The following is a 26,252-nucleotide window of genomic DNA, read 5'->3' as shown; positions in this document are numbered from 1 at the left end:
AAGGTGGTGAAAATCGGCTCGAGGCTGGTTCACGAAGCTTGAAGTAAACGCCACAGAAAAGCATCGATAATCGTGACTGCACCCGTTCGGCGAGCCGGCGTGTTCGCGATCCTCTGTACGCTCTCGCTCGCCGTTCCGCTCTTCGGTCCCCGGGTGGGTGCCGCGCTCGCCGGTGTCGTCCTGCTGGGTGCCTACGTCGTCACCGACGGCCCCGTCTTCGATCTCCTCGCGTACCCCGGCGATTACGAAGACTCGCGGCTCTACGGCCTCATCACCTTCGTCCTCGCGGGGGTCGCCCTCGGTCTCATGGCGACCGCGGCGTCGATGCCGGTCGCCGTCTTCGTGGGGACGATACTGCTCGTCGGCTACGGCAACTTCGGCGAGCAACTCCTCCGACTGCGAACGGACGATTCGGTCGTCCGCGTCGCCGGGTTCTGCCTCGCGGCGACCGCGGCGGCCGTCGTCGGACAGGTGCTCACCCACTGGCTCCTCGGGACCGCCGTCGCGTCGATACTGCCGACGCTCGTCTTCCTGGCCGCCAGCGGCGCACTGCTCGCCGCGCTCCTCCGCGACGTGCTGTTGCGGTCGGACGATCCGATCGTCGTCCTCTCGGTCGGCCTCCTGCTCTGGCTGCTCGCGGAACTCGAGCCGGCCACCGGTGCGACCGAGGTCGGCCTCGCACTCGCGATCACGGTCGGGTTCGGGTACGCGTCGTACGCCCTCGAGACGGCCTCCGTCGCGGGGATGCTCACTGGGGTGTTACTCGGGCTGCTGACCATCGTCCTCGGCGGCTACGGCTGGTTCGTCGTCCTGCTGTCCTTTTTCGCCATCGGCGGCCTCTCGACGAAGTTCCGCTACGACCGCAAGCAGGCCCTCGGCGTCGCGGAGGACAACAACGGCGCGCGCGGGAGCGGCAACGTCCTCGGGAACGCCGCCGTCGCGCTCGTCGCAGTGCTCGGCTACGCCGCCAGCGACGCCGGCCTCCTGCCCCGCGAGCCCGAACTGTTCCTCTTCGCCTTCGCCGGCTCGATCGCGACCGCGATGAGCGACACCCTCTCGAGCGAGATCGGCAGCGTGTTCGATCAGCCGCGACTGATCACGACCCTCGAGCCGGTCGATCCCGGGACCGACGGCGGCGTCACCTGGCAGGGCGAACTCGTCGGCATCGCCGGGGCGAGCGTCGTCGCCGGCATCGCGTACGGGCTCTTTCCGCCGGTCGACTTCGTCGGTGCGGCGATCATCGCCACCGCCGGCGTCGTCGGAATGACCGTCGACAGCCTGCTCGGCGCGACGCTCGAGGGCTCTCTCCTGGGGAATCAGGGCGTGAATTTCCTCGCCACGCTGTCGGGGGCGCTCGCCTGCGCGATACTGGTGCTGTCGGTTGCCATGCTGGGCTGAGCGACCGGCTCTCCGACGTACGCCGAGATCTATCGCGATTCCGCCGCCGCCATCGCCGCTTTCCGAACCGGAAAACGCCGACCCGGTTTTTATTCGACCGACCGAGATGGAAACCTATGGTCTCGAGACGATCGATCGTTCGAACGATCACGGGAGCGGTCGCCGGAAGCATCGCGCTCGCCGGTCGCTCGCTCGCAGGGACTGCGCAGTCTGCCCGACGGAAGCGAGCACGGCCCGCGAGGACCGTCTCCGCCCCGACCACACTATCCGTCAGTGCAAACCGGACCGCGATCGGCGCTGCCGGGGTTCCCGGGAGACTCGAACCGTACGTTAGGCTCCTCGATCAGCGGCTCGGTGCCGTCTCGCTCGCCGATATCGACGCCGTAACGGGAACCGGCGGAATCGCCGGCGACCGACTCGTGGCGGGGACGGTGATCGCGACGGGCTCGTTCGATGCCGATGCGATCCGGTACGAACTCCGCGAGCGGTCGTTCGCGGCCGCCGGTTCGCGGGCGAATTTCGAGCGGTTCGTCTCCGGCGACGGACGAGTCGCGGTCGGACACCGAGGGTCGACTATCGTTCTCGGGTACGGCCCCGGAACCGCTCTCGAAACCGTCGACGCCCGTCTCGGCGTTCGCGAGGCGACCGCGACGAGCCGCGACCGCCGAACCACGCCCGCCGCAACCCGTCACCTCGAGCGAGTGCTCGACGGCGACGCGATCACCGCGGTCGCCCTCGGTCCGGCGAGCAGCGACGTCCTGTCGACCGTCCTCGCGGCGGAATCGAGTCCGTTCGCGCCCCTCGTCGGCGCCGTCGATGCGATCGGCGCGGGAGCGACGGTTCGCGAGGAGAGCGACCGAACTGTCCTTCAATACGGCCTCGTCGGCGATCCGGATCGACTCTCAACCGATCGCGTCCGTGCCGCGCTCGACGACGCCGATACCGGCGTCGACACCGTCCGCACCGGGTCACTCGAGCGCGACGGCCGGACGATCGTCGTCAACGCCGACTGTTCGACGGACCGGCTCGTCGACGCGAATCTGAACGCGTTCCGGATCGATCCGTCGACGGTCGATCGACGCCGTCGGACCGACTGAGCGCGGTGCCGTCCGCTCAGTCGTCCGCGGCGGAGAAGGATCCCCTCGAGGAATCAGTGGTCGATCGGTCGTCCGATCGATCGCGTTGCGGTTCGGGGACGGCGATCTCGAGATCATCGTCGGCTCGCGACTGCGCGGCGGCAACGGTCGTCGTCGCCCAGAGGGTCAGCAGTGCCCAGCCACCGAGGAGCGCGAGCGCAGCCGTTGGCGGTGGTGTCATTGGGAATCGCTCGGCACCGAACGTATATCAACGACCCGGACCGGTACCAGCCGCTGGGAATCGGTCGTCGCTCAGCCCGCGTTCGGCGGTCGCTCGGCGATATCGTCGACCGCGTGGATCTGCACGCCGGTCGGCCGTTTGGTGAACTGCCCGAGGGACCGGGCGATGATCCGGTCGACGCCGCGATCGGCCGCCAGATCGAGCAGCCGCTGGCCCAGAATGTCGTCCAGGACGACCGTCGTCGGGACCGTCTCCAGGGACTCGAGGGCGGCGTCGGCGTCGGACGCGACGCTCTCGTCGATCGGCTCCGCGTCCGCATCGAGGAACCGAACGCGGTCGGTACCGTCTCTGATGATGGCGTTCGCGTGACCGTAGACGGTTTCGGGACCGCGATCGGCGTCTCCCGCGGCGTCGGACTGTCGCTCCGACGCGGTGCCGTCGTGCTCGGCCGACTCCCCGTCGAACTCGTCGGCGGAGCGGGTCGGTGACTGCGCGTCGGTCGCGTCCGCTCGTTCGGTCTTCGCTTTCGCCGTGTGTCCGTCGCCGGACTCGGCCGCCGTGGCCGTACTACCCGTTTCAGTCGCCACGCGCTCCGTCCTCGAGTCGGCGGTCGACGCCTCCGCACCGTCCGAATCCGAGTCGGACTGTTCGGGCTCCTCGTCGATCGTCTTGGGGGAGGCGGCTCTGGGCTCGGACGGCGGCGGTGCCGGCGTCGTACTGCCGTCCGTCGCGGCGACGGCCTCGCGCGGTTCGTTCAGCTCCGAGACGGTCTCGTAGGGGACCTTGTTGCGAAGCGCGGCGAACAGCTCGTGGTGGTCTAAGTCCTCCACGGAGTTGTCGGCGGGGGCGAACGCGACGTAATCGATGTCGCCGACCTGGGCGAGCTCCTCGAGGATGAGGTCGCCGCCGCGGTCGCCGTCGAGGAAGGCGGTGACCGTCCGGTGACGGGTCAGTTCGGCCACCGCGTCGGGGACGTTCGTCCCTTCGACCGCGATCGCGTTCTTGATGCCGTACTTGAGCATGGTGAGGACGTCGGAGCGGCCCTCGACGACGATGATGGCGTCGCTGTCCGTGACTCGAGGGCCGGCCGGCAGTCCCTCGTACTCGGTGATGTCCTCGACGCGGACGTGCTGGCGGACCTCCGCGAGGATCTCTTCGGAGGACATTATCGTGTCGTCGAACCCCGTTCGGAGCAGTTCCTTCGCGCGGTCGACGACTTCCTTCCGCTTCGCCGCTCGGACGTCCTCGATCTCGTCCACCTCGAGGTCGGCTCGACAGGGACCGACGCGGGTGATCGTCTCGAGAGAGGCGGCGAGGGTGGCGGTTTCGACTTTGTCGAGGCTGGTCGCGATGGTGACCTGGCCGTGGGACTGGCCGCCAGTACTTGCGATTTCGACGTCGATACGGCCGACTTTCCCGGACTGGCGGAGATCGCGGAGATCGAGGTCGTCGCCGAGCAGGCCTTCGGTCTGGCCGAAGATCGCGCCGACGACGTCGCTCCGCTCGACGACCCCGTCAGCCGTGACGGTTGCGTGAATGAGGTATTTCGAAGTGTCTTCCATGGGAGATCTGTCCCCGGGAGGGGGCGGTGACGCGGGAGCCGCGTACAGAGACCGGTTTATATACGATTTCGTCCGTGGGGGGCAAATAGCTGTTGACCGCCGCGGGTGTTGCTCGCGGTCCGAATCCGATAACTCGAGCGCCTGTCTGCCTCATGGACACCTTCGTTGTATACTGATTGAATCGGGTCGGGTTTATTACTCCCCATCGACCGCGTAATCGTTTCCAAAGCGTTTCTCTATCGGGCGTCGTCAATCGCTTGCGGTGGCGTTCTCGCCCATCTGGGGATTTCGAGTATCAGAACAGGAACTGCGGTTCGGAGGCGATGAATTCGAGACACGCGTCTATCTCATCGACAACGGCATGTCCTACCAGAGCACTTCGCCTACTGACGACAGTGTGTCGTTAGGCAGCTACGCAGACCGGACTCGAACCGGCGCCGCCCTCGTCGATGTCGAGTACGACAAGCGTCGGGACGGGAGTGACGGGTGATTGCGAGATGGTATGTCTCACCGCGAGTCCACTCCTCGATGCGTGGACGACAACCGGCATCTCTTGGAACAGATTCCGGTCGGATATCACAAGTTCCGAAACCGCGAGATTTCCTCGGTCCGTACGAGCGGCAGTCGAATAAAAGCCCTCGAACGAACCGAATGCATTACGAGTAGCCCGTATTGTGTTTCCCTCCTGTCCCGTTCTCAGACGCCAGCCTATAGAGACGACTATAGCGGAGAACTGATCCCGGTGTCTTCAGACGACCTATGTCTTAAACCGATGTTTATTTGTTTAAATAATATCCAATACCGATAATTATATCTATCAAAAATTCAATTTTCTATGATGTATGCGATCGCAAAAACTCTCCAGGCGAAGTGTCTTGAAGACGATTGGCAGCACCGCGGCCGTCGCAAGTGCTGCTGGGCTCGGTAGCGCGGAGACCAGACAGGGCACGACGGAGACACCCTTGGAGCCGCCGTACGACTTCGAGTACAAAACAGTAGGAGACGATGTCCGGGATGCTGTCGGCCACCTGTGGTGGTTGCTGTCCGTCGATCGCGACAGAATCGACGAGCTGTTGACGAAATCGCCCGCGAGCACGAAAGCAACTCAGCGGAAACAGGAAGCAGTCGACGAGCTGCGTTCGACCTACAAGGTGGAACTCGAACGGGACGAACAAAACGAGCGAGAGCTCACGTACCACCTCGCTGACCCCACAGTCCGTCCACTACAGGAGACTGAGACCGGACTGGACACGATGGCGATGGACGAATCAAACAGCGGAAAAGATGCCGGCAAAAGTGTTGCCGAAAGTGTGAGTGCTGGCTTGCGGCAGGAGGCTGAGCCGAAGATCCAACCGATGCACGCCGGGTCGATCCACGAGAATATGGCTGTCGCTGCAATCGAGGGCACGGACCTCGATATAGATACTGAGAGATGGAACGTTGACTACAAAGAAGCATCAACCGATCCCGACAACTGGGATCAAAAATGTAAAGTCTGTTCTGACGATTGGATGTCTCTGGGCGATAGATTCGATTTGGTCGATATCTCCCCTGATACGATTGAGGAGGAGGTCCGGAAAGCGATCCGAGACATCGACGATTCGGCGAGCCCCCATCACATGTACGTTCCGGGAGGAGAGGAGTTCGAAGTCGACGGACTTCTCCGCAGAGTCTTGCCGCCAGGTATCTCCCTGCTCGAGGTAGAAGTCACAGGGGCAGCACCACGGGATGCCCAAGAGCACTGGAAAAGGGCAGATACTCTCTTCACCGATGTCGACGAGCTTGGGGCATCCTTCCACTTCCTGCAGGATATGTCTCAGCCTCTACACACCGGCGCGATCGGCCCGCAAGTACTGGACACCCAAGGTACGATCCATGAAGCGTACGCGAAGTTCGTACGCGACAACTGGGAAGACGCCGACGATACATCAAAGGATCTCATCGACGAATTCAATAGGGGAACAGAGAGCCCACAGTGGGATGGTTCGATGGAAGAAGCTTGCAAGACGGTGGCGAATGATTCGTCGTATTATTCCGAACAGGTCTACGAGACGATCGTCAATAACGGCCCCAACAACCGTGACGACTGGGACGACATCGTCGAACATTCGACGTACTCCGGTATGTGGTTCACCGGGGCCTACTCTCGCGGAGCGATCAACCAACTGTAGCCACGACCCGATGCGGTGACGTCTTGGATCGCCTGACGATCACCACATCAGAATACAATAATAAAATTAATATTGTAATCTAAATATGAAAAGAAGAGATTTCCTGTCGGCAGCGATTGTCGGCGCGAGTACACTCTCGGGTTGTCTCTCAATGCTCTCGTCGTCACACTCGGACACGCCCCTGCCGGACGTTCCCACAGGAGCGTGGACACAGTACGGAGCAGACGAAGCGAATACGTTCGCAACGAACGTATCCGCTCCATCGCAGGGGAATTTGGCATGGACGTCGGAGGTCTTCACACGCTGGCAACCTGTGGTTTCCGACGGAACAGTATACATAACGAATTTCGACCCCAGCAACGACGGGAGTGCGATCGCACTCGACGCACAGGACGGCACCGAACAGTGGCGAACCACACTCAACGCTAGCGGGGACCACGGGACTGCTGTCCTCAACGATCGATTTTTCGTAGCGTACGATACAGAACTCGTTGCACTCGATCCTCAAACGGGCGAGCGGATATGGACGGAACCAACAAACGGACCCGATTCGTCGGAACTGCTCGTCGCAGACGAAGCCACCGGGACCGTACTGGTTGCTTCCACCGGTGGTATCGAAGCGTTCAGGGCAGCGAACGGGGAGAAACGCTGGGAAACCGACACGGTACGCCAACTTGCCCGTTCGCCTGCAGTGTACGACGGGCGCGTGTTCGCTGTGGGGAAGGTGGATGGAGCGCCGTCTCTCGTCGCCGTCTCGCTAAAGGACGGCACGGAGCGCTGGCGGAGCGAACTCACGTCCGCATTCGAGATCGCCGCGCCCGTCGCGATCCAGGACGGAGTGATCGTCTCCGACGACCAAACGCTCGTCGTCTACGACAGGGAAACCGGCGACCGTCGCCGCGAACTCTATTCGTTTGACGAGACCGAAGATGTAATCCCTCAGTCGGTTGCCGCCGACGACGGTACCGTGTTCGTTACCAGCGAGTCCGGCGCCGTCGCAGTCGACAGCGAAACCGGAACGGAACGATGGCGCCGCAACGCTCCAGTGTACAATCCGGGGATCTGTGTTGGAACCGAAACGGTCGTGTTCCCGATCGACGACCCCGAATTCTCACCCGGGACGAAGACGATCAGCGTGTTCGATCGCGAATCGGGAGAGATGCGCTGGCACCACGTATTGGATTGGGCCCACAGCATGACGGTACCACCGGTACTGGTCGATGGGGCCGTATTTTATACGACCAGCAGCATCCGCGGTCTCGCGGCCCTCGGTGACGTACCCGATCAGCGGTAGGCCGGCCGGTACCAGTACCAGTAGCAGACCACTGCGAGCAGGACGGCCAGCCCACCGAGGAAGAACAGCAGCCCCGGCGGGACCGTCTCGAGCACCGCTTCCGCGGCCTCCGCGCCCCCGTCGCTGGCGTTCTGGACGCCCTCGCTGCCCCCGTCTCGTGCCTGATCGGTCGCGAGTGCATCCCCGCTGCCGCCGTCGTCGGCGCTCGTCGTATCGTTTTCACCGACATCGGTGACCGTGTAGTCGTCGGCCTCCTCCGTCGTTTCGGTCGTCGAGCCGTCACTGGACCCGCTGCCGTCCCCGCCTCCTGCCCCGTCAGACTGTGCGCCGCTGTTCGCCGACATCGACCCGCTCGGGCCGAGCCACCGCGTGAGGGTGTACTGGACCAGCAGGCTTCCGCCCGCGAGCGCGCCGATCCCCCCGATCAATCGCGAGAGCGCTTCCTTCAACCGCGTCGCCCGAGACTCGTCGCTCGTCACGATCAGGGGTCCGTCGGTCGTCGAGTAGACGCTCATCTCGTTGCCGCGGGAGGAGTACCACGTGTCGACGACCTCGACGAGCCCCGCGTCCTCGAGCTTCTCGAGGTGGTAGCGGACGTTCTGAATCGAGGAGTCGATCGCGTCGGCGACGTCGCTGGGGGTCCCGGGGTCGTCGTCGAGCCGCGAGTAGATCTGTCGGGCCGTCGTCGACGAGAGCGCGCCGAACACCGCGTCGGCGTCCTCGCCCTCGAGGTCGACGACGCGCGGCTGGCCCTCTTCGACGGCCGTCTCGGAGCGAAAGGGGAAGAGACGAGCCATAGTGGGTTCGATTCATATTCGCTGACAAACACATATACGCTTTTTCCTCGGTGAAAGAGCGACTTTAGCTATCGAAACCGCGTTACGGAAGCGCGGCTCCGCATCGATGAATAAATCTCTTCGATATCGACCTTCGAATAGTAAGAATTACCCACCTCGGGACGAAGGATCGGACATGCGCCGGAACGAACTGGGGCTGTGGGTCGCGGTCGGTGTCGTCCTCGCCGGACTCGCGATCCCGTGGTTCCTGTGGGGCTCGGCGATCGTCGTCGCCGGACTACCGATCTGGCTCTGGTGGCACGTCGGCTGGATGGGGGCGGTGTCCGTCGTGTTTTGGGTCTTCACGCAGCGCGCCTGGGGAATCGGCATCGAACGCGATGGTGGCGGTGACGCATCCTCGAGTCCGGACCGCGCCGAGCCGACTCGAGAGACGCGACCGGAGGGTGAGTCGCCGTGAGCGTCGCGCTCCAGTTGGGTATAATCGTCGGCTACCTCGTGATCGCGCTCGCGGTCGGCCTGATCGCCTACCGACTGACCGACCGCACGGCCGAGGACTTCTACCTCGCGAGCCGAACGCTCGGAACGGTCGTCCTGCTCTTTACCACCTTCGCGACGCTGCTGTCCGCGTTTACCTTCTTCGCCGGCCCGAACATCGCCTACGCGCAGGGTCCCGAGTGGATCCTGGTCATGGGCCTCATGGACGGTATCATCTTCGCCGTCCTCTGGTACGTCGTCGGGTACAAACAGTGGCTGCTCGGTCAGCGCTACGGCTACGTGACGCTCGGCGAGATGCTGGGCGATCGCTTCGGTTCCCGATGGCTCCGCGGCCTCGTCGCCGTCGTCAGCCTGCTGTGGCTCTTCCCCTACGTCATGCTCCAGCAGGTCGGGGCCGGCACCGCGCTCGAGGCCCTGACCGACGGCGCGGTCCCCTACGCCGCCGGGGCCGGGCTGATCACCGCGTTCATGATCCTCTACGTCGTCGTCGCCGGGATGCGCGGGATCGCCTGGACCGATACGCTGCAGGGCACGTTCATGCTCGTGACCACCTGGGTCGCGCTCCTGTGGGTGCTCGCGGCCGTCGGTGGCCCCGGCGCTGCGACCGAGGCGCTGGCGTCGAACCCGGACACTAGCCAGTTCCTCTCGCTCGGAAGCGGCTACTACACGCCGCAGTGGATGCTCTCGACGGCGATCGTGATCGGCTTCGGCGTCGCGATGTTCCCGCAGGTCAACCAGCGCTTTTTCGCCGCGGGATCCGAAACCGTCCTCAAGCGGTCGTTCGTCCTCTGGCCGATCCTCTGTGTGCTCCTCTTCGTCCCCTCGTTCATGCTCGGTGCGTGGGCCGCCGGCCTCGAGGTGGCAGTTCCGGAAGGTGGCAACGTCCTGCCCGCCGTGCTCGCCGAATTCACTCCGACCTGGTTCGCCGCGCTCGTCATCGCCGGCGCGATGGCCGCGATGATGTCCTCCTCGGACTCGATGCTGCTGTCGGGGTCGTCGTACTTCACGCGAGACCTCTACCGACCGTTCGTGGAGCGGGACCTCTCCGACCGGCGGGAGGACCTGCTGGCCCGCGGTGGCGTCGTGGTCTTCGCGAGCGCGGCGTTCGTCGCCAGCCTGCAGCGACCGGCGACGCTGTTCGAGCTCGGCGACGCCGCGTTCAGCGGCTTCGCACAGCTCGCACTACCGGTCGTGCTCGCACTCTACTGGCGCACGATTACGCGTGCCGGCATTACCGCCGGCGTCCTCGTCAGTCAGCTGTTCTACATCTCGAGTCTCTTCGTCGCCGTCGTTCCGGGCTCGTACCTCGGCTGGTCCGCCGGTCTCGTCGGCATGGGCCTCGGCCTCGTCGTCACCGTCGTCGTGTCGCTCGTGACCTCGCCGGCTGCCGCCGAGCGCCGCGCAATCTATTTCGACCAGCCGGGTGCGGACTGACCGGACCGGAAACCGCCACGCTGAACGGCCCCGATCGCATACGCGCTGCCAATGGCTATCGAGCTGCCGCCCGCGCTCGCCGACGACTGGCATCGCCACGGCGGCCGAACGGACGAACGCAGCCTCTCTCTGGCGACGATCACCGCCGAGACGACCGTCTTCGAACACCGAGCGACCGGCGACGCGCTCGAGCGGCTCCGCGACGACGGCGAGATTCCGGCACGATCGCTGTTCACCGTGGACCTGCGATTCTCCCCGCCGCTGTCCGTCGTCGGGCTCTCGGCGGCCGACGCGCTCGAGACGGCCGCCCCGAACGCTCGCGAGGGGTTCGTCGAGACGCTCGAGGCGGACGGTATCGCAGTCGGCGACGAACGTGCGAGCGAGTTCATCGACCGGCCGGACGGTTCTATCGGCCATCTCACCGTGTTCGAGATCGCGTATCCGACTGATTCTGGGGTAGCGGCCGACGGCGGGACTGATACCGACACCGACCCCGCGACGATCGACGCCGAAGCCCACGTCGCCGTCTGGCCCGCCGGCGACGCCTACGTCATGGCCGGCGGCGTGTTGCCGCTCGAGGCCCCCGACGGCGCGGACGTGCTCGCGGCCGCACTCGACGTCGATCCCGCCCGCGACCGCGAGGCGGTCGTCGACCTGTTCCGGGGACTCGACCTCGAGGGTCGGGACGATTCCACGGAGCCGGAGTGATTTCGTACTGCGCCGTCCGGACTGACAGCGGATCGGCCCGTTGACCGCCCGCTGCTGCCGTGCAGTCGACCGAAACCGGCCCAGTTCGTTCTCTTCCGCGAGATGTTCGAAATAACACATTACCGGTGTGTTTATACCGGGGTGATTGTTGGGTATGCCATGGGCAAGCACTGGCATTGGAACGAACCCGATCCGATCGCAGACGGCGGCGACGTGATCGACCGGTTGTGGCCGAGTTCGACGGTCGACAGCGGAGCGTACGAACTCGACTCGCAGTATCGGTTCGCCGCCGTCGACGACGGAATGACCGCGCTGACCGGCTACGAGCGAGACGCCTTGCTCGGCGAGCACGTTTCGATGGTGTTTGCCGAGGACACCGCTGACAGCGTCGAGGAGCTGGTTCGAACGCTATCGTCGATCGGTCCCGGATCGACTGACACCGACTCCGAGACGGGAGACCAGACAGTGCCACCGGCCGAGGCCGCCATTACGCTCGAGGCCCCGCTCGCGACGTCCGGCGGCGAATCGCTCCCGTGTACGCACCAGTTTCGACGGCTCGAGGATCCCGCGGAACCGGATCGGATCGCCGGAACCGTACGGGCAGCCGCCAGTTCCTCGACTGAATCGTCCTCTCCGGACCGCGAACCCGCCGATCGCGCGCCGACTACTGCTGCGGCTCCTGACCGGACGGCTGATCAGTCGACGGCTCGGACGCCCGCGCCACGCGAGCTACTGGTGCACCACGCGGGCGGGTTCTACACCCTCGACACCGACTGCCGGTATACGTTTCTCAACGACCGCGCCGCCGAGTTGCTCGGCGTCGACGACGATCGATCCTACCCCGTCGAACCGACCGAATCCGTGGACGCGGAATCCGTTCCCTCGCCCGCGTCGCCGTTCGATGCGGCTCACGACCGCGCGCTGTCCCTCCAGCGCCCGATCGCCGTCGAGGAATATCACGAACCGACGTCGTCCTGGCTCGAGGCGCGCCTGTTCCCCACCGAGATCGGGCTCGCCGTCCACCTGTCCGACGTCTCTCACCGGAAGGCGTACGAACGGACTCTCGAGGCGGAGAATCGACGCCTGAAACGGGAGCTCGAGTGCCAGCGCGACCGACGGACCACCCTCGAAGGGGTCACCGACGTCGTTCACGAGATCACCGCCGCCGTCGTCGAGGGATCGACCCGCGAGGAACTCGAACGGGTAACCTGCGAAACGCTCGCCGGGTTTTCGGAGTACGAGTTCGCGTTCGTGGCCGCAGTCGATGCGAAGACCGGCGATATTCGGAACCGCGTCGAAGCGGGTGTCGACGGATACGTCGAGGCGATTCCGCTCTCGACGGACCCGGACGACCCGGCGGGCCGGGGTCCGTTCGGTCGGGCGATCCGGACCCAGTCGATGCAGGTCTCGACGGACGTCTTCACCGATCCGGACTTCGAGCCGTGGCGGGACGACGCCCGCGAACACGGCTACCGGTCCGCCGCTGCGATTCCCATCACCCACGAGGGAACGCTGTACGGCGCCCTCGGGCTGACGAGTGCGAATCCGGCGGTCTTCGAGGGAGACACCCGCGACGTCATCGGCCAGCTCGGCGATATCCTCGGCCACGCCATCGCCGCTCGCGACCGGAAGCGCGCGCTCGTCAGCGACGATCTGATCGAACTCGACTACGAGATTCGAAACGCGTTCGAACTCTTCGACGCCCCGCCGACTGACGAACGAATCCGATTCGACCGAGTCGTCCGAATTGCCGAGGACCGGTTTCTCGAGTACGGAACGACGACCCCCGCGGCGCTGCCGGCCTTCGAGCGGCTCGTCGACCAGGTGCCGCACTGGGACGAGGTGACCGTCCTCGACGAGTCTGACGACACCGTCACCTTCGAACTCAAGATCACGTCGCCGCCGATGTTCTCGGCCGTCGCCGACCACGGCGGGTACGTCGAACAGGCCGTCCTCGAGGACGGCGATTACACGATGACGGTTCATCTCCCGCGGCGGACGGACGTCCGCGCCGTGACCGCGGCGATCCAGCAGGTGTATCCCGGCGCGGAAAACGTCGCCAGGCGGCAGATCACTCCCGCTACCCAGTCCATCGATCGGATTCAGGACCACCTCTCGCAGGCGCTGACAGATCGACAGCGAACGGTGCTCGAGACGGCCTACTACGCCGGCTTCTTCGAGTGGCCCCGAGTGAGCACCGGCGAGGAGATCGCCGACCGGCTGGAGATCTCTCCCGCGACGTTCCACGAGCACCTCCGCGCCGCCCAGCGGAAACTCGTCGTGACGGTGGTCGACAGCCCGGGATCGATCCTGCGAGACGCGGCCGACGAGTGAGCGCCGACTGGCGCAGTTCGTCTCAGTCCTCGACGCTCGAGCCCGCCGCTCCGATCATCGGTCCCGGCCGACGATTCGAGGGGTTTTGTACCGGCCCCACCTAACTGTCGCCCATGCAAACACACATCGTCCCGGTCGGGTTCGACTACGACCGGCTGATCGCGCCGCTGGTGCGCGATCAGATCGACGTCGACAGCGTCATTCTCCTCGAGGGGGCCGTCGGCAGCGAGGCCAACGTCGAATACTCGCGCCATCTCTCGAAGAAACTCGAGACGGACTTCAAGAACTTGCTGGGTGCCCAGACGGAGCGGTTCGTCCTCGAGGACGTCTACGATTACGACGATGCCTTCGAGCAAGCCTACGAGCTCATCACCGCGGAACTCGATTCGGGCAACGAAGTCTGGGTCAACGTCGCCGCGATGCCCCGGACCGTGAGCTTCGCCTTCGCCAACGCCGCCCACTCGCTGATGGTCGAACGCCAGGAGGACCGCGAGGGGATCCACACCTACTACACCGCTCCCGAGAAGTACCTCGAGACCGAACTCGCCGAGGAACTGCGCGAACAGATCGCGCTGCTCGAGGACCTCAGCACGGACGAGGACGGACTCGAGGACGACCGGATCGAGAGTCGCCTCGAGAGCGCACGCGACCTCCTGGACGAGTTCGACGAGCGAGGGACGACCATCGGCGCGAAGGAGATCGACGGCAAACACATCGTCGAGTTGCCGGTCGCTTCCTTCTCGAACGTCAAGCCCTTCGAGGAACTCATTCTCTACAAGCTCGGGGAAGACGGCGAGTTCGACTCCGTTTCGGAGCTCGCGGAGTCGCTGGCCCGCGAGCTGAACGAGGAGTACACCGACAGCTTCCGATCGAAAGTCATCTACAACGTCGATCGGCTGGGTCCCGGCGGCAAAGGCTATATCGAGCGCGAGGAACACGGCAAGTCGTATCGTACCCGACTCTCCCGGATCGGCGAACTGTGGGTGCGAGCCCACTCCGACGACACTGGGAAGTAAACGACCCCACCCTATCCCCTCGGCGCACTGCGTCTCGGTCCTCGAGGTGGGGCTTTGATGTGGAATATCGAACCTGGCTCACCGTACCGAGCGCCAGCGTTGCTCCGCGTACGTACTGCGAAAAGACACGCTCGCAGGATCGGTTCACCCACACAAAACTGCCAGGAAGTCAGCGATCGCACCTGACGCTATCGATTCGGGGTCTTCCGGACGACGGGAGCTGTCGCTCGACAGTATTAGAGAGACGGGGTAGGTCCGTCAACGGTAACACACGTGGAAACCACGCGAGCTGAAAGGTGTTGCCAGACCGTGCCGTCTACGTGCCATTCGCTGCTATCGCTACAAAAGGCCTCCGGTACGCGAGTCCAGCACGTATCGTCGGGTCGTCCCCGCGGGTCGTCACTCGCAGCGGGACTCGAGCGCGTCCGTCCGAAACTCCGTATCACGACGAAAGGGCTATCACGGGCGCCGAGCCAAGTGACGGATATGCCAGTCTCCGTTGCAGCCGGGTTCGTCCGCTACGACGCCCCGTTTGGCACCGTTTTCGTAGGGGCGCTGTAGCCCCACATCTCTACCCCGTTTCGACGGATGTATTGTCGCCGACCAGTATTCACCGAGCAACGACCGCTCTATGGACGATACGTACCCCCACTTCCGGACGACGACGCACCGATCACGCCCGCGACGGGCGGTGAGAGCATGAGCATGGACGCGCCCGAGCACGAAGACGAACCCAGCCTCGAGGGCGGCTACGACCCCGAAACGGTCGAATCCCGCTGGCAGCAGCGCTGGATCGACGCGGACGTCTACGCCTACGACGGCGACGAGAAACGGGACCCGAACACCGTCTATTCGATCGACACGCCGCCGCCGACGGTCTCGGGCAGCCTACACATGGGTCACCTCTACGGCTCGACGCTGCAGGACTTCGCCGCGCGGTTCCAGCGGATGCACGACGGCGACGTGCTCTTTCCGTTCGGGTACGACGACAACGGGATCGCGAGCGAGCGGTTGACCGAGTCCGAACTGGACATCCGCCATCAGGACTACGAGCGCCGGGAGTTTCAGGAACTCTGTCGCGAGGTCTGTCAGGAGTACGAGGACGAGTTCACGGAGAAGATGCAGGACCTCGGGACCTCGATCGACTGGAACAACACCTACAAGACGATCGAACCCCGCGTCCAGCGGATCTCGCAGCTCTCATTCCTCGACCTCCACGAGAAGGGACGGGAGTACCGCAAGAAAGCGCCCGCGATCTGGTGTCCCGACTGCGAGACGGCCATCTCGCAGGTCGAGATGGAAGACGACGAGCGCGGCTCGCACTTCAACGACATCGCGTTCGAACTGGCTAGTTCGGACGCACCGCGCGAGGAGTTCGTCATCTCCACGACGCGACCGGAACTCATCCCGGCTTGTGTCTCCGTCTTCGTCCATCCCGACGACGAGGACAATCAGGATCTCGTCGGCGAGACCGCTCGCATTCCGATCTTCGGCCACGAGGTGCCGATCATCGAGGACGAGCGCGTCGACATGGAGAAGGGAAGCGGCGTCGTCATGTGCTGTACCTTCGGCGACCAGAACGACATCGAGTGGTACCAGGCTCACGACCTCCCGCTTCGGGTGGCCATCGACGAGTCCGCGACGATGACCGACCTCGCCGGCGACTACGAGGGCATGTCCACCGAAGAGGCCCGCGAGGCGATCGTCGAGGACCTCGAGGACGAGGGCTACCTGCGCGACCGCCGGGAGATCACCCACGCGGTGCAGGTCCACGAACGCTGCGACACCGCCGTCGAGTACCGCGTCTCCAAGCAGTGGTACGTCGAGATCCTCGACCACAAGGAGGAGTACCTCGAGGCCGGCCGGGAGATGGACTGGTACCCCGAGAAGATGTTCTCCCGTTACGAGCACTGGATCGAAGGGCTCGAGTGGGACTGGCTGATCTCGCGCCAGCGCGACTCGGGGATTCCGTTCCCGGTCTGGTACTGCGGGGACTGCGACGAGCCGATCATGGCCGAACGGGAGGCGCTGCCGGTCGATCCGTTGAGCGACGAGCCACCGGTCGACAGCTGCCCCGAATGCGGCCACGGCGAGTTCGTTCCGGAAGAGGACGTCTTCGACACGTGGGCGACCTCCTCGCTGACGCCGCTGATCAACGCCGGCTGGGACTGGGACGCCGAGAGCGAGTCGTTCACGATGGACAACCCCGAGCTCTACCCCTTCGACCTGCGGCCGCAGGGCCACGACATCATCTCGTTCTGGCTGTTCCACACCATCGTCAAGTGCTACGAGCACACGGGCGAGGTACCCTTCGACGCGACGATGATCAACGGCCACGTCCTCGACGAGAACCGCGAGAAGATGTCCAAATCGCGGGGCAACGTCGTCGAACCCGACAAAGTGTTGTCCGAGTATCCCGTCGACGCCGTCCGGTTCTGGGCCGCCAGCGCCGCCGTCGGCGACGACTTCCCGTATCAGGAGAAGGACCTGACCGCCGGCGAGAAACTCCTGCGCAAGCTCTGGAACGCCTCGAAGCTCGTCGACACGCTCGCGCCCGCCCACCCCGACGAGCCCGCGGAGCTCGAGGCGATCGACCGCTGGCTCCTCGCCGAGCTGGACGACGCCGTCGCGGATCTGACCGCCCACCTCGAGGACTACGAGTTCGCGAAGGCCCGCGACCGCCTGCGGACCTTCTTCTGGAACACGTTCTGTGACGACTACCTCGAGATCGCCAAGACCCGCGAGGACAACCCCTCGACGCAGTACGCGCTGCGGACCGCGCACCGAACGTTCCTCGAGCTGTGGGCCCCCTTCCTGCCCCACGCGACGGAGGAGATATGGCAAGCAGTCTACGTCAACGACGGCGCAGACCTCGACGAGAGCAGCATCCACGTCCGCGACTGGCCCGCCCCGCAGGGCTACGAGGCCGACCTCGAGGCCGGCGAGACCGCCATGGAGGTCATCTCGGCGCTGCGACGCTACAAGAGCGAGAACCAGCTGCCGCTGAACGCCGATCTCGAGTCGGTGGCCGTCTACGGTTCCATCGAGGGCTTCGAGGACGCCATCCAGCACGTGATGCACGTGCAGGAGCTCACGGTGCTCGCGGAACAGCCGGAGATCACGACCGAGGTCGCCGAGATCGACCTCGATTACTCGACGCTCGGTCCGAAATTCGGGTCGAAGGTCGGCGAGATCGACGCCGGCATCGAGAGCGGCGAGTACGAGATCGACGAAGAGGAAGGCGTGCTTCGAGTCGCCGGCGAGGAACTCGCAGACGAGCTCTTCGAGGTCGAACTCGAGCGCACCTACTCGGGCGACGGCGAGATGATCGAGACCGAGTCGGCGGTCGTCATCCTCGAGTAGCGACCCGCGGTCGACGGTTCGATCGGGTTTTACCGTTCTCGGAGACGCGTGCCGGTCCGTTTTCACTCGCTCGCGGCGCGTCGTCGCGTCGGCTCGCACTTTTTGACGCGAGTCGCGAGCGCGAGAAACAGCGCCAGCAGGACGAACGTCACTTCGCCGGCGGCGATTACGCCGAGCGCGTCGGCCGCGAGGAACACGGGCGTCTCCCGCGCGACGGGTATGATCGTGTGGTGGGGTTCTCCGACGATGGGGACGAAGTAGTCGACGATCAGGTTGCTCCAGTACCAGACGGCGGCGACGGCGACTGCCCACACCGGGAAGTCGCTGATCCGGTGGAGGACGAAGGCCTGGACGACCATCGCGAGGTGGCTCCAGAAGAGGAACTGGTACATCGCGGGATGGAGGTACGCGTAGGAATCCGCGAACGCGAGCAGCGTGTACGGCGTCCAGAGGCCGAGGACGATGTTCCCGAAAAAGGCCAGCGCGGTGAGCCACGGTTGCTCGCGACCGAGTTTCCACGCTCCGATCGCCAGCGCGACGAACAGCGTCGCGAGCGGACTGTCCGGCACCCAGGGCCACAGCGCGGGTGCAGTTCGAGAGAACTGCGCCGAGTAGTACCAGAACCCGAAGGCCGTCCCCACGAGGTTGATCGCGACGACGAGCCACGCGAACCGGAGTCCCAGGTCCTCGAGCGTCGTCGGTAACGGGGCGAGGTACGACGGGAGCGAGTCGTCAGCGGGCTGCTCGCGGTCTGCCATCCGAGACGACGCGGTCATTGTCCGGCGCGACGGACGGAATCCGCAAAACAGTAGCGGTTATCGATGCGAGCGACGGTTCCCCGGCGTCCCGTTCGTCTCCGCCGCACCAGCGGTGACTGGTTCGGGGGCTTCGCCGGACGAGTTCGACTCTCCCGGCCGAACCGTCCCCAAAGAACACGCGTAAGTGCGGCGACTCCTAAGCGCGCAGTATGGCCGACAACACCGATCTCGAGGAACTGCGACGCGGGACCGATCTCGTCAAGCGCGGGTTCGCCCGCATGCAGAAAGGCGGGGTAATCATGGACGTCGTCGACGAGGAGCAGGCTCGCATCGCGGAGGAAGCGGGCGCGGTCGCGGTGATGGCGCTGGAAGCCGTTCCGGCGGACATCCGCAAGCGCGGCGGCGTCGCCCGGATGGCCGACCCCGCCGACGTCGAGGAGATCGTCGACTCGGTCTCGATCCCCGTCATGGGGAAATCCCGTATCGGCCACACGAAGGAGGCCCAGATCCTCGAGGCCGTCGGCGTGGACATGATCGACGAGAGCGAGGTGCTCACGCCCGCGGACGACGCCTACCACATCGACAAGCGCGACTTCACCGCGCCGTTCGTCTGTGGCGCGCGCGACCTCGGCGAGGCGCTCCGCCGGATCGACGAGGGCGCGGCGATGATCCGGACGAAGGGCGAGGCCGGCACCGGCGACGTGAATCAGGCGGTCCACCACCAGCGGACGATCAAGGGCGCGATCCGAAAGCTCGAGGGCATGAGCCACGAGGAGCGCGAGGCCTTCGCGCGCGAGATCGAGGCCCCCGCGGAGCTCGTTCACGAAACCGCCGAGATGGGACGGCTCCCCGTCGTCAACTTCGCTGCGGGCGGTATCGCGACGCCCGCCGACGCTGCGCTCATGATGCACCACGAGTGCGACGGCATCTTCGTCGGCAGCGGGATCTTCGGCGCGGAGAACCCGCCCGAGATGGCCGACGCGATCGTCCAGGCGACGAACAACTGGGACGAACCCGAGACGCTCGCGGAGATCTCGAAGAACCTCGGCAAGGGGATGAAAGGCGACGCGAACGCCGACCTCCCCGAAGACGAGAAGATGCAGGGTCGCGGCGTCTAACTGACACACGACCTGTGCCCGTTTTCTGATGCCCCAGAACTGCGACTGATCAGCAAGCACGCTCGGTTTGTGCGTCTGCCGTGTCCCGACTGCCGTTTCGTCAGTGCCGTACGGTCCGCTCCCGGACAGCGTTTCCACGAGCCTATCGACGGTACCGGCAACCGTCCGACGGGCGAAGACCGACGTTCTCCCGCGGATACACGGCTGACGTGGCGGACCGTCGCAGAGAGGCCGTAGTACTACCGGGTCGTCCGCGTCGAACAGTCGGATCGGTGTCGACTGCGGATCGATCGTCGAACTCGAGCTCGGAGACGACAGCGGAGGGGCGGTGACGGCGAGTCAGTCGTCGAGTTCGAGGTCGGAGGCGGTGAACTCGGCGTACCTGACTGGTGGCCCGGCTCCGGGAATCAAATCGAGTTGCTCGAGGCTGCCGTCGTGGCGAATCTCGACGGCGACGTCGTCGATTTCGACCTCCTCGCCGACGACGGTTCCCACGATGGTCGGCGTTCCGCCGATGTCTACGGTCGAGTCCGGCGCGTAGATCAGCGCCCTGATTTCGGGGGTACCACGGACCATCTGTACGGTGGCTTCCGAGGAGAAGACGAGTCGCGTCCCCGCGGGATCGGATTCGTTTCCGATCTCGGTGTTCCCCCCGACTTCGAGGTCCGTGTCGGCGTAGATCGTGAGGTCGTTATCCCCCTCGACGTCGAGGTTGCTGGTACCGGACGATAGGTCGAACGAGTCCCGGACCACGACGTCTATGTCACCGTTGGACGTGTCGAAGTCGTGGCTGCCATCGATCTCGTCGACGCAGTGAACCCCGGGCTCGGTGACGTCCTCGTCTATCGTCTCGAACTCGTCGCACGCTTCGAGAGCATTGTCGATTTCCTCGTCAGCCGAGGGATAGTCGTAGTTCTCGTCGGATACCGTTCCATTGACCATCCACTCGTCGATGGTACCGGCGTTCACGTCCCCGTCGATCGGGCGCGCGCCCGTGCTCTCGTCGAAGCCGGCTGTGACTGTTTCGCCGATGACGGCGCTGTCGAACGCTCTGCTGTGCCCGGCCGGGTTGATCAGTCGAATCCGAACGCGCTGTGCCTCCCCCTCTTCGCATCGCTCTATCACGCTCCCCGTGATCGTTTCCTCGAGTTCCCGCTCCCATGCGCCGCAGTACTCGCTCTCAATATCGATCCGAACCGCGACGCTCCCCCGATCACTGTTCCATCGGTCGTCGAGATCAATCCGTTTCGGGGCGGCTGTCCGTCGGACGGTTCCGTCGACGGTAGTTCCGCCGACTCGGTCACCAGCAAGGTGAACGATTGGGAACGTTAGCGTCCCCTCACGGTATTCGATGCCGGGTGCGGAGACCATCGTGGATCCGGTACCGTCAGACCGCCAGACGCCGCCTCCTTGATAGGCGATCTCGGTATCGTCGTTAGAATACAGCAACGCTCCTAACTGCTCGTCGTATAGCACCTCAGTTTCTCCCGAATCGTTGGTGTACGTAACGTTCACACGGCCGGTATCGCTCCGCATCTCTACGTGGCCGTGGTCGAACGGTCCGAGCGAAACGTCCGACGGACCGCGATTAGTGGCGACAGTTGTCGTACTGTGTGCGAACTCGAGCATCGATTGTTCGGCGTATTCGGTTTCGATGGTCGTCTGCTGCGTGTGGAGACCGGCTGAACCGAAAACGAGTATCCCTACGCTTGCAGCGGTGACCGCTCCGATGAGAAGGACTAACCCAAGTACGTGAGCCTGTCCCCGGTCGCTGGTACTCCCCGTCGTCAAACACGACCCGTTTCTCACCGAGCCGTCGTTTCGTCTCTCACCTCTCCAGCCGCATCGAAACTGGTCCCCCATTTGTAAGCGGAGACCTGAAATTCATCGATAGTTATAGGTCGAATACGCTAGGTATATGCCGTATAACGGCACCGTAGGTAGCGTCTACCACGTTTGACTGTCCGAAATTTCGAGGCGGTGACGGTCAGTTATTGAGTTCCAACCGAGCACTCGCAACGACCGCGAGGACGACGAGGTACGCTCCTAGCGCGCCGATCCCCGCCGAGAGGAGACGCGACGGTGCGACGATGACTCCCACGCCGGCGATTGCGAACGCGCCTGCGAGACTGACTGCTTGAACGGCCGGTCGCTCCCAGTAGTGACGGACCGTCTCGCTGTGACTGAACGCAACGGCCTCGAAGGCGAGCGTTCCGAGGCCACCGATCGCGAGAAACGAGACCGAGAGCGGTGTGCCCGCGACGGCGAGACCGCCGGCGAACGCTCCCAGCGCGACGACGGCGAGGATACCGTCAGACGTCAGGCCCATGGACTCAGCGATACAGCGTCGCGCCCTGCCCGATAGCGGTCTGATACGCCCGACTCTCGACGCCGGCCGCGTCGAAGGCGTCGACCATAGCCGAGGCGATCGCTCGCTGGTCGCGCCGGTGACAGACCGCGAGGATCCCCGGCCCCGCGCCGCTGACCGTCACGCCTGTCGCGCCCGCCTCGAGGGCGGCCTCGCGAACGCCCTCGTAGCCGTCGATGAGCTTGGTGCGCTCGGGCGTGACGATCTCGTCGGTCATCCCTTTGCCGACGAGTTCGGGATCGTCTCGCGTCATGCCGACGGTTAGCGTCGCGGCGTTGCCGACGGTCGTGACGACTTCGTCCATCGTGGCCGAGTCGGGGACGATGCCGCGTGCGTCGCGCGTGGACACGGAGATCTCGGGGAGACAGGCGACGACGGGGACGGACGCGTCGACCTGCGTGACGTTGTCGTCGGTGGCGACGGTGAAGCCGCCGAGGAGAGAGGGCGCGACGTTGTCCGCGTGTGCTTCTCCGGAGACGAGCGCCTCGCCCTCGGCGGCGACGGGGACGAGTTCCTTTCGGGAGCGGCCGCGATCGTAGAGGGCGTTCAGTGCGACGGCGGCGGCGGCCGCGCTCGCGGCCGAGGATCCCAGTCCCGAGGACGGACGAACGCCCTTGTCGATCCGGATGCGTGCCGGGGCGTCGAGCGCCTCCGCGACCGCGCCGACGGTGTTCTTCTCCGGGTCTTCCGGGATGTACTCGCTGCCAGCGCCGGTCACCGTAATCGTCGTCTCCGGGGCGCGTTCGACCCGGACGACGTCGGCGGGCGTTCCGAGAGCGAGGCCGAAGACGTCGAAGCCACTCCCGAGGTTCGCACTCGTCGCAGGTGCCCGCACGGTAAGCATGTCGAATCCTTCCCAGACGGCAGGCAAAAAGGTAGCGAACGACACCGGCGATATCGCACACCGAACGGCCGTCGCCGGTCCGACGCGAGCCGAACCGCCAGCGGTCAGTCTATCTGGAATTGCCGGTCCAGTTATTCGTCGTTCGTCGTACCGAACGTGAACACGTCATCGCTGTCGGTTCCGTCGTCATCGCTGTCGGTTCCGTCGTCGTCCGTGTCGGCGTCGTCCCCCTCGTCGACGGGCTCGAGCGGTTGAGCGGCCGAGTCGTCGCCCGCGTCGTCAGTGTCGTCTTCGTCGCCATCGACGGGCCCGAGCGGCTCGGCGGCCGGTTCGTCGTCCGTATCGGCGTCGTCCTCGTCGCCGACCGGTCCGAGCGGTTGAGCGGCCGGTTCGTCGTCCGCGTCCGCTTCGTTCCCGTCGTCAACCGCCCCGAGCGGTTGAGCGGTCGACTCGTCGCTTTCCTCGGCCTCCGCGATCGCGTCCGTCGTATCGGTTTCGACGTCCCCGATCGACGCTGCCGCACCGGAAGCGTCGTCCTCGCGTTCCTCGATGCCGAGGATCTCCTCCGCACCGATTTCGTCGTCTCGACTGTCGGTCACCGAATCGCCCGCCGGTTGGCTTTCGACGGCGGTATCCGCAGCCGAACTATCCTCGCCTTCGAGCGCGTCATCGCCCGGCTCATCCTCGAGCGTGAGCGTGTCCGCCGAATCATCCTGATCGCTTTCGGCGTCCGCATCGAAGGTAATCCCGCCATCCTGATCGGCCGCGTCGGCGTCCGCATCGATTTCGAACTGTGACCCGGTCGCGTCCACGTCCGCGTCGAACGTTCCCTCGAGTTCGATCTCCGCCTGATCGATGTCGGTGTCGAACCGATCGAGCGCTTCGGACAGCTGTGACGCCTGTTCGGAGAGGCTCGAGGCGGACTTCGTGACCTCGGTCAGTGCAGTGGTCTGCTCTTCGGCGGCGGCCGCGACGTTTTCGGCTTCCGACGTCGTCTCCTCGGAGATCGTCGCCGCGTCGTCGACCATCGCGACGACCTCCTGCGTGGAGGCCGCCTGCTCTTCGGTCGCCGCGGAGATCTCCTGGACGCCCACGTTCGTCTCCTGGGCGAGTTCGGCGATCCGCTCGAGTGCGTTCACCGCGTCCTGGACCTGCTCGCTCGCGTTCTCGATGTCGGTACTCGTTCCCTCGACCTCGGCGGCGGACTGCTCGGTCCGTTCGCGGATCGCCTCGAGCCGGTCCTCGGCCTCGTCGGCCGCGTCCGCGACGTCCTCGGAGAGCGCCTTGACCTCCTTCGCGACGACGGAGAACCCTTCGTCCTCGCTGCCGCCCGCGGAGCGGGAGGCCTCGATGTTGGCGTTCAGCGCCAGCATGTTGGTCTGGCGGGCGATCTCGGAAATCGTATTGATCAGTTCGTCGATCTGCTGGACTTCCTCTTCGAGCCGGCGCATCTCGTCGACGGCGTCGCCGGCCTCGACTTCGATCTCGTCCATCGCGGTGATCGCCGCCTGGGCGGCTTCCTGCCCTTCCTTCCCGGTATCGACGGTCCGTTCGGCGATATCGGCGACCTCGTTCGAGGACGCGGCGATCTCCTCGGTCGTCGTCGAGAGGCCGCTCATCTCCTGGTTGACCGACTGGAGCGACTCGTTCTGTCGGTCCGCGCCGTCGGAAATCTCCTGAATCGACTCCGTGACCTGCTGGGAGGCAGAGCGGACCTCCTCGCTCGAGGCGGTCACCTGCTCGGAGGCGGTCGCGACGTCGGTCGCGAACCGGTTGAGCTCGGCGATGGTCTGCTCGATCTCGTCGAGCATGTCGTTGAAGTCCTCGCCGATCTGTTGCATCTGCTCGTTGTCGCTTTCGACGTTCGCGCGCGCGGTGAGATCGCCGTCGGCAGCGCTGGCCATGACCGCACAGTACTCGGCGGCTTTGTCCTGGAGGTGGTCGTTGATCTCCTGGACGCGTTCGCGCTCGCGTTCGGCCTCCTCGCGGGCGGCTTCGGCCTCTTCGATCTGTTCGCGGAGTGCGACGCGCATCGAGTCGAAGCCCTCGTAGAGCCGGCCGATATTGTCGATCCGCTTGGTTTCGAGGTCGACCTCAAGGTTCCCCTCCTCCATCTGGCTGGCCTTGTCGGTGAGTCGGTCGATCGAGACGGCGGTGTTTCGACCGAGGACGGCACCGATCGCACCGATCATGAGAATTCCGAGGAGCGTCGCGATGTTACCGTACTCGTTGATCGTGGTGACGAACCCGAGCGCCTGACTGGCCGGCTCGTGGGTCACGACGACCCAGTCGGTTCCGAACACGCGGGCGGAACTCGTGACGTATTCGTCCTCACCACTGCTCCCGAAGCCGTAGGCGTCGTTTTCGAACGCCAACGCCGATGTATCGGTTCGCTGAGTGGTCGCCCCCTCGGTTCGTGCCGAAGTGAGCAGGTCGGTGTCGCCGGCATACGTGTGGCCGAAGGTCCCGTGACCGTGATCCGCTTCTTCCCCGTGGTTCGCTTCGCCGCCGTAGTCGGCGTTGTCGAGCATGATCTCGTCGTCGCCGTCGACGATCATCGTCGTCACACCCGTCCCGTCCTGAAGCTGGTTCGCGTACGCCTCGAGGTCGGCGGTGTAGACGACTGCTCGGTCCTCGTTTTCGGCCGAGAGCTGGACGTAGCTAATCACGGTGGTGTCCTGGCCGAACTCGCCCGCTGTGATGTAGGCGTCGGAAACCCACGGGACGTTCGCGGTGGCGTTCGAGTACGCGTCGCTGGGAATGTTTTCGAGTTCGCTCGTCGACGCGCCGCGGTACGCATCGTTGGTACTCGCGGTTATCGTCCCGTCGCTCACGTCGACGTAGGAGATATCGAACGTGTCGGCGTCCAGATGCTCTTCCCAGTCGAGGAAGCGTTGTTGGATCGCTGCCGGATCGTCACTGGCAACGACGTCCGACCGGGTCATCATCCCGATCGTGTGTTCGTTCTGTTCGTTCCACATCTGCACGCTCTGTGCTTCTTGCCCGGCTGCAGACGCGTGTTCGGTCTCGACTCGATCCTCCACCTGGTTCGAAATTGCCCCCGTTGCACCGTATCCAATCAGGCCGACAGATAACCCGAGTATGAGCAACGCGATCCCGAATTTGACCGCGTACCTGCGTCGGATAGCTTTCGGCACCAATCGTCGAGCGAAATCCATGGATAGAAGACGCGTACGTTCGTCACTACATAAATTGTCAGCCACGGTTATCGGAGCTGATAATCGGGGGACGGTGGAGCATCTTTGCTCACAGCG

19 protein-coding genes are annotated in these 26,252 nt (G+C 64.8%); 11 read left to right on the top strand and 8 right to left on the bottom strand.

Features of this window, described 5'->3' with window-relative positions; genetic code table 11:
- Positions 1-72 precede the first annotated feature (72 nt).
- A complete protein-coding gene (locus NDI89_RS03300; protein ID WP_277520089.1) occupies positions 73-1,398 on the top strand; it encodes a DUF92 domain-containing protein in 1,326 nt (441 codons plus the stop codon).
- A gap of 116 nt (positions 1,399-1,514) precedes the next feature.
- Positions 1,515-2,495 carry a hypothetical protein gene (locus NDI89_RS03295; protein ID WP_277520088.1) on the top strand — a complete coding sequence of 327 codons (981 nt, stop codon included), beginning with the start codon at positions 1,515-1,517 and terminating at the stop codon, positions 2,493-2,495.
- 16 nt (positions 2,496-2,511) lie between these two features.
- Here NDI89_RS03295 and NDI89_RS03290 read toward each other — a convergent pair whose 3' ends face one another.
- Both NDI89_RS03290 and dnaG read right to left on the bottom strand, forming a co-directional pair.
- On the bottom strand, positions 2,512-2,715 hold the full coding sequence (locus NDI89_RS03290) for a hypothetical protein (RefSeq protein ID WP_277520087.1): 204 nt from the start codon (positions 2,713-2,715) through the stop codon (positions 2,512-2,514).
- A gap of 71 nt (positions 2,716-2,786) precedes the next feature.
- Complete coding sequence (gene dnaG, locus NDI89_RS03285) at positions 2,787-4,277, bottom strand: DNA primase DnaG (RefSeq protein ID WP_277520086.1); 1,491 nt, start codon at positions 4,275-4,277, stop codon at positions 2,787-2,789.
- Between the two features lie 842 nt (positions 4,278-5,119).
- On the opposite strand from dnaG, the gene NDI89_RS03280 reads away from it, so the two are divergent.
- Together NDI89_RS03280 and NDI89_RS03275 are read left to right on the top strand one after the other, a co-directional pair.
- On the top strand, positions 5,120-6,448 hold the full coding sequence (locus NDI89_RS03280; RefSeq protein WP_277520085.1) for a hypothetical protein: 1,329 nt from the start codon (positions 5,120-5,122) through the stop codon (positions 6,446-6,448).
- Between the two features lie 85 nt (positions 6,449-6,533).
- Complete coding sequence (locus tag NDI89_RS03275) at positions 6,534-7,742, top strand: PQQ-binding-like beta-propeller repeat protein (protein ID WP_307729222.1); 1,209 nt, start codon at positions 6,534-6,536, stop codon at positions 7,740-7,742.
- Here the strand turns inward: NDI89_RS03275 and NDI89_RS03270 are convergent.
- On the bottom strand, positions 7,733-8,539 hold the full coding sequence (locus tag NDI89_RS03270) for an ArsR/SmtB family transcription factor (protein WP_277520083.1): 807 nt from the start codon (positions 8,537-8,539) through the stop codon (positions 7,733-7,735). The genes NDI89_RS03275 and NDI89_RS03270 overlap by 10 nt on opposite strands.
- Positions 8,540-8,714: 175 nt before the next feature.
- Here NDI89_RS03270 and NDI89_RS03265 point away from each other — a divergent pair, with 175 nt between their 5' ends.
- From NDI89_RS03265 to NDI89_RS03240, 6 genes are all read left to right on the top strand, one after another.
- Complete coding sequence (locus tag NDI89_RS03265) at positions 8,715-8,996, top strand: DUF3311 domain-containing protein (RefSeq protein WP_277520082.1); 282 nt, start codon at positions 8,715-8,717, stop codon at positions 8,994-8,996.
- Positions 8,993-10,468 (top strand): sodium:solute symporter family protein, encoded by a 1,476-nt coding sequence (locus NDI89_RS03260; protein WP_277520081.1) that lies wholly within the window; start codon positions 8,993-8,995, stop codon positions 10,466-10,468. Before NDI89_RS03265 ends, NDI89_RS03260 begins: the two co-directional genes overlap by 4 nt.
- A 51-nt stretch (positions 10,469-10,519) precedes the next feature.
- The gene (locus NDI89_RS03255; protein WP_277520080.1) at positions 10,520-11,176 is read left to right on the top strand and encodes a DUF6517 family protein; all 657 of its coding nucleotides are present in this window, start codon (positions 10,520-10,522) and stop codon (positions 11,174-11,176) included.
- Between the two features lie 159 nt (positions 11,177-11,335).
- A complete protein-coding gene (locus NDI89_RS03250) occupies positions 11,336-13,510 on the top strand; it encodes a bacterio-opsin activator domain-containing protein (protein ID WP_277520079.1) in 2,175 nt (724 codons plus the stop codon).
- A gap of 113 nt (positions 13,511-13,623) precedes the next feature.
- Positions 13,624-14,526, top strand: a complete 903-nt coding sequence (locus tag NDI89_RS03245; protein ID WP_277520078.1) for an HFX_2341 family transcriptional regulator — start codon at positions 13,624-13,626, stop codon at positions 14,524-14,526.
- Positions 14,527-15,225: 699 nt separating this feature from the next.
- Positions 15,226-17,889 (top strand): valine--tRNA ligase, encoded by a 2,664-nt coding sequence (locus tag NDI89_RS03240; RefSeq protein ID WP_425607743.1) that lies wholly within the window; start codon positions 15,226-15,228, stop codon positions 17,887-17,889.
- 62 nt (positions 17,890-17,951) lie between these two features.
- On the opposite strand, the gene NDI89_RS03235 is transcribed toward NDI89_RS03240, so the two are convergent.
- A complete protein-coding gene (locus NDI89_RS03235; protein ID WP_277520077.1) occupies positions 17,952-18,665 on the bottom strand; it encodes a DUF1405 domain-containing protein in 714 nt (237 codons plus the stop codon).
- Positions 18,666-18,856: 191 nt separating this feature from the next.
- Here NDI89_RS03235 and pdxS point away from each other — a divergent pair, with 191 nt between their 5' ends.
- Positions 18,857-19,765, top strand: a complete 909-nt coding sequence (gene pdxS, locus NDI89_RS03230) for a pyridoxal 5'-phosphate synthase lyase subunit PdxS (protein ID WP_277520076.1) — start codon at positions 18,857-18,859, stop codon at positions 19,763-19,765.
- 339 nt (positions 19,766-20,104) lie between these two features.
- On the opposite strand, the gene NDI89_RS03225 is transcribed toward pdxS, so the two are convergent.
- The 4 genes from NDI89_RS03225 to NDI89_RS03210 form a co-directional block, all read right to left on the bottom strand.
- Positions 20,105-21,628 (bottom strand): DUF7289 family protein, encoded by a 1,524-nt coding sequence (locus NDI89_RS03225; RefSeq protein WP_425607742.1) that lies wholly within the window; start codon positions 21,626-21,628, stop codon positions 20,105-20,107.
- Between the two features lie 124 nt (positions 21,629-21,752).
- Positions 21,753-22,094, bottom strand: a complete 342-nt coding sequence (locus NDI89_RS03220) for a hypothetical protein (RefSeq protein WP_277520074.1) — start codon at positions 22,092-22,094, stop codon at positions 21,753-21,755.
- A 4-nt stretch (positions 22,095-22,098) separates the two neighbouring features.
- Positions 22,099-22,977 carry a homoserine kinase gene (locus NDI89_RS03215; protein ID WP_277520073.1) on the bottom strand — a complete coding sequence of 293 codons (879 nt, stop codon included), beginning with the start codon at positions 22,975-22,977 and terminating at the stop codon, positions 22,099-22,101.
- Positions 22,978-23,108: 131 nt separating this feature from the next.
- The gene (locus NDI89_RS03210; protein WP_277520072.1) at positions 23,109-26,156 is read right to left on the bottom strand and encodes a methyl-accepting chemotaxis protein; all 3,048 of its coding nucleotides are present in this window, start codon (positions 26,154-26,156) and stop codon (positions 23,109-23,111) included.
- Positions 26,157-26,252: the final 96 nt, after the last annotated feature.

Source organism: Natrinema salsiterrestre, assembly GCF_029502005.1.
Lineage (GTDB): Archaea > Halobacteriota > Halobacteria > Halobacteriales > Natrialbaceae > Natrinema > Natrinema salsiterrestre.
Note: the sequence above shows the minus strand (reverse complement) of the source record. Positions and strands in the feature narration are given on the sequence as shown.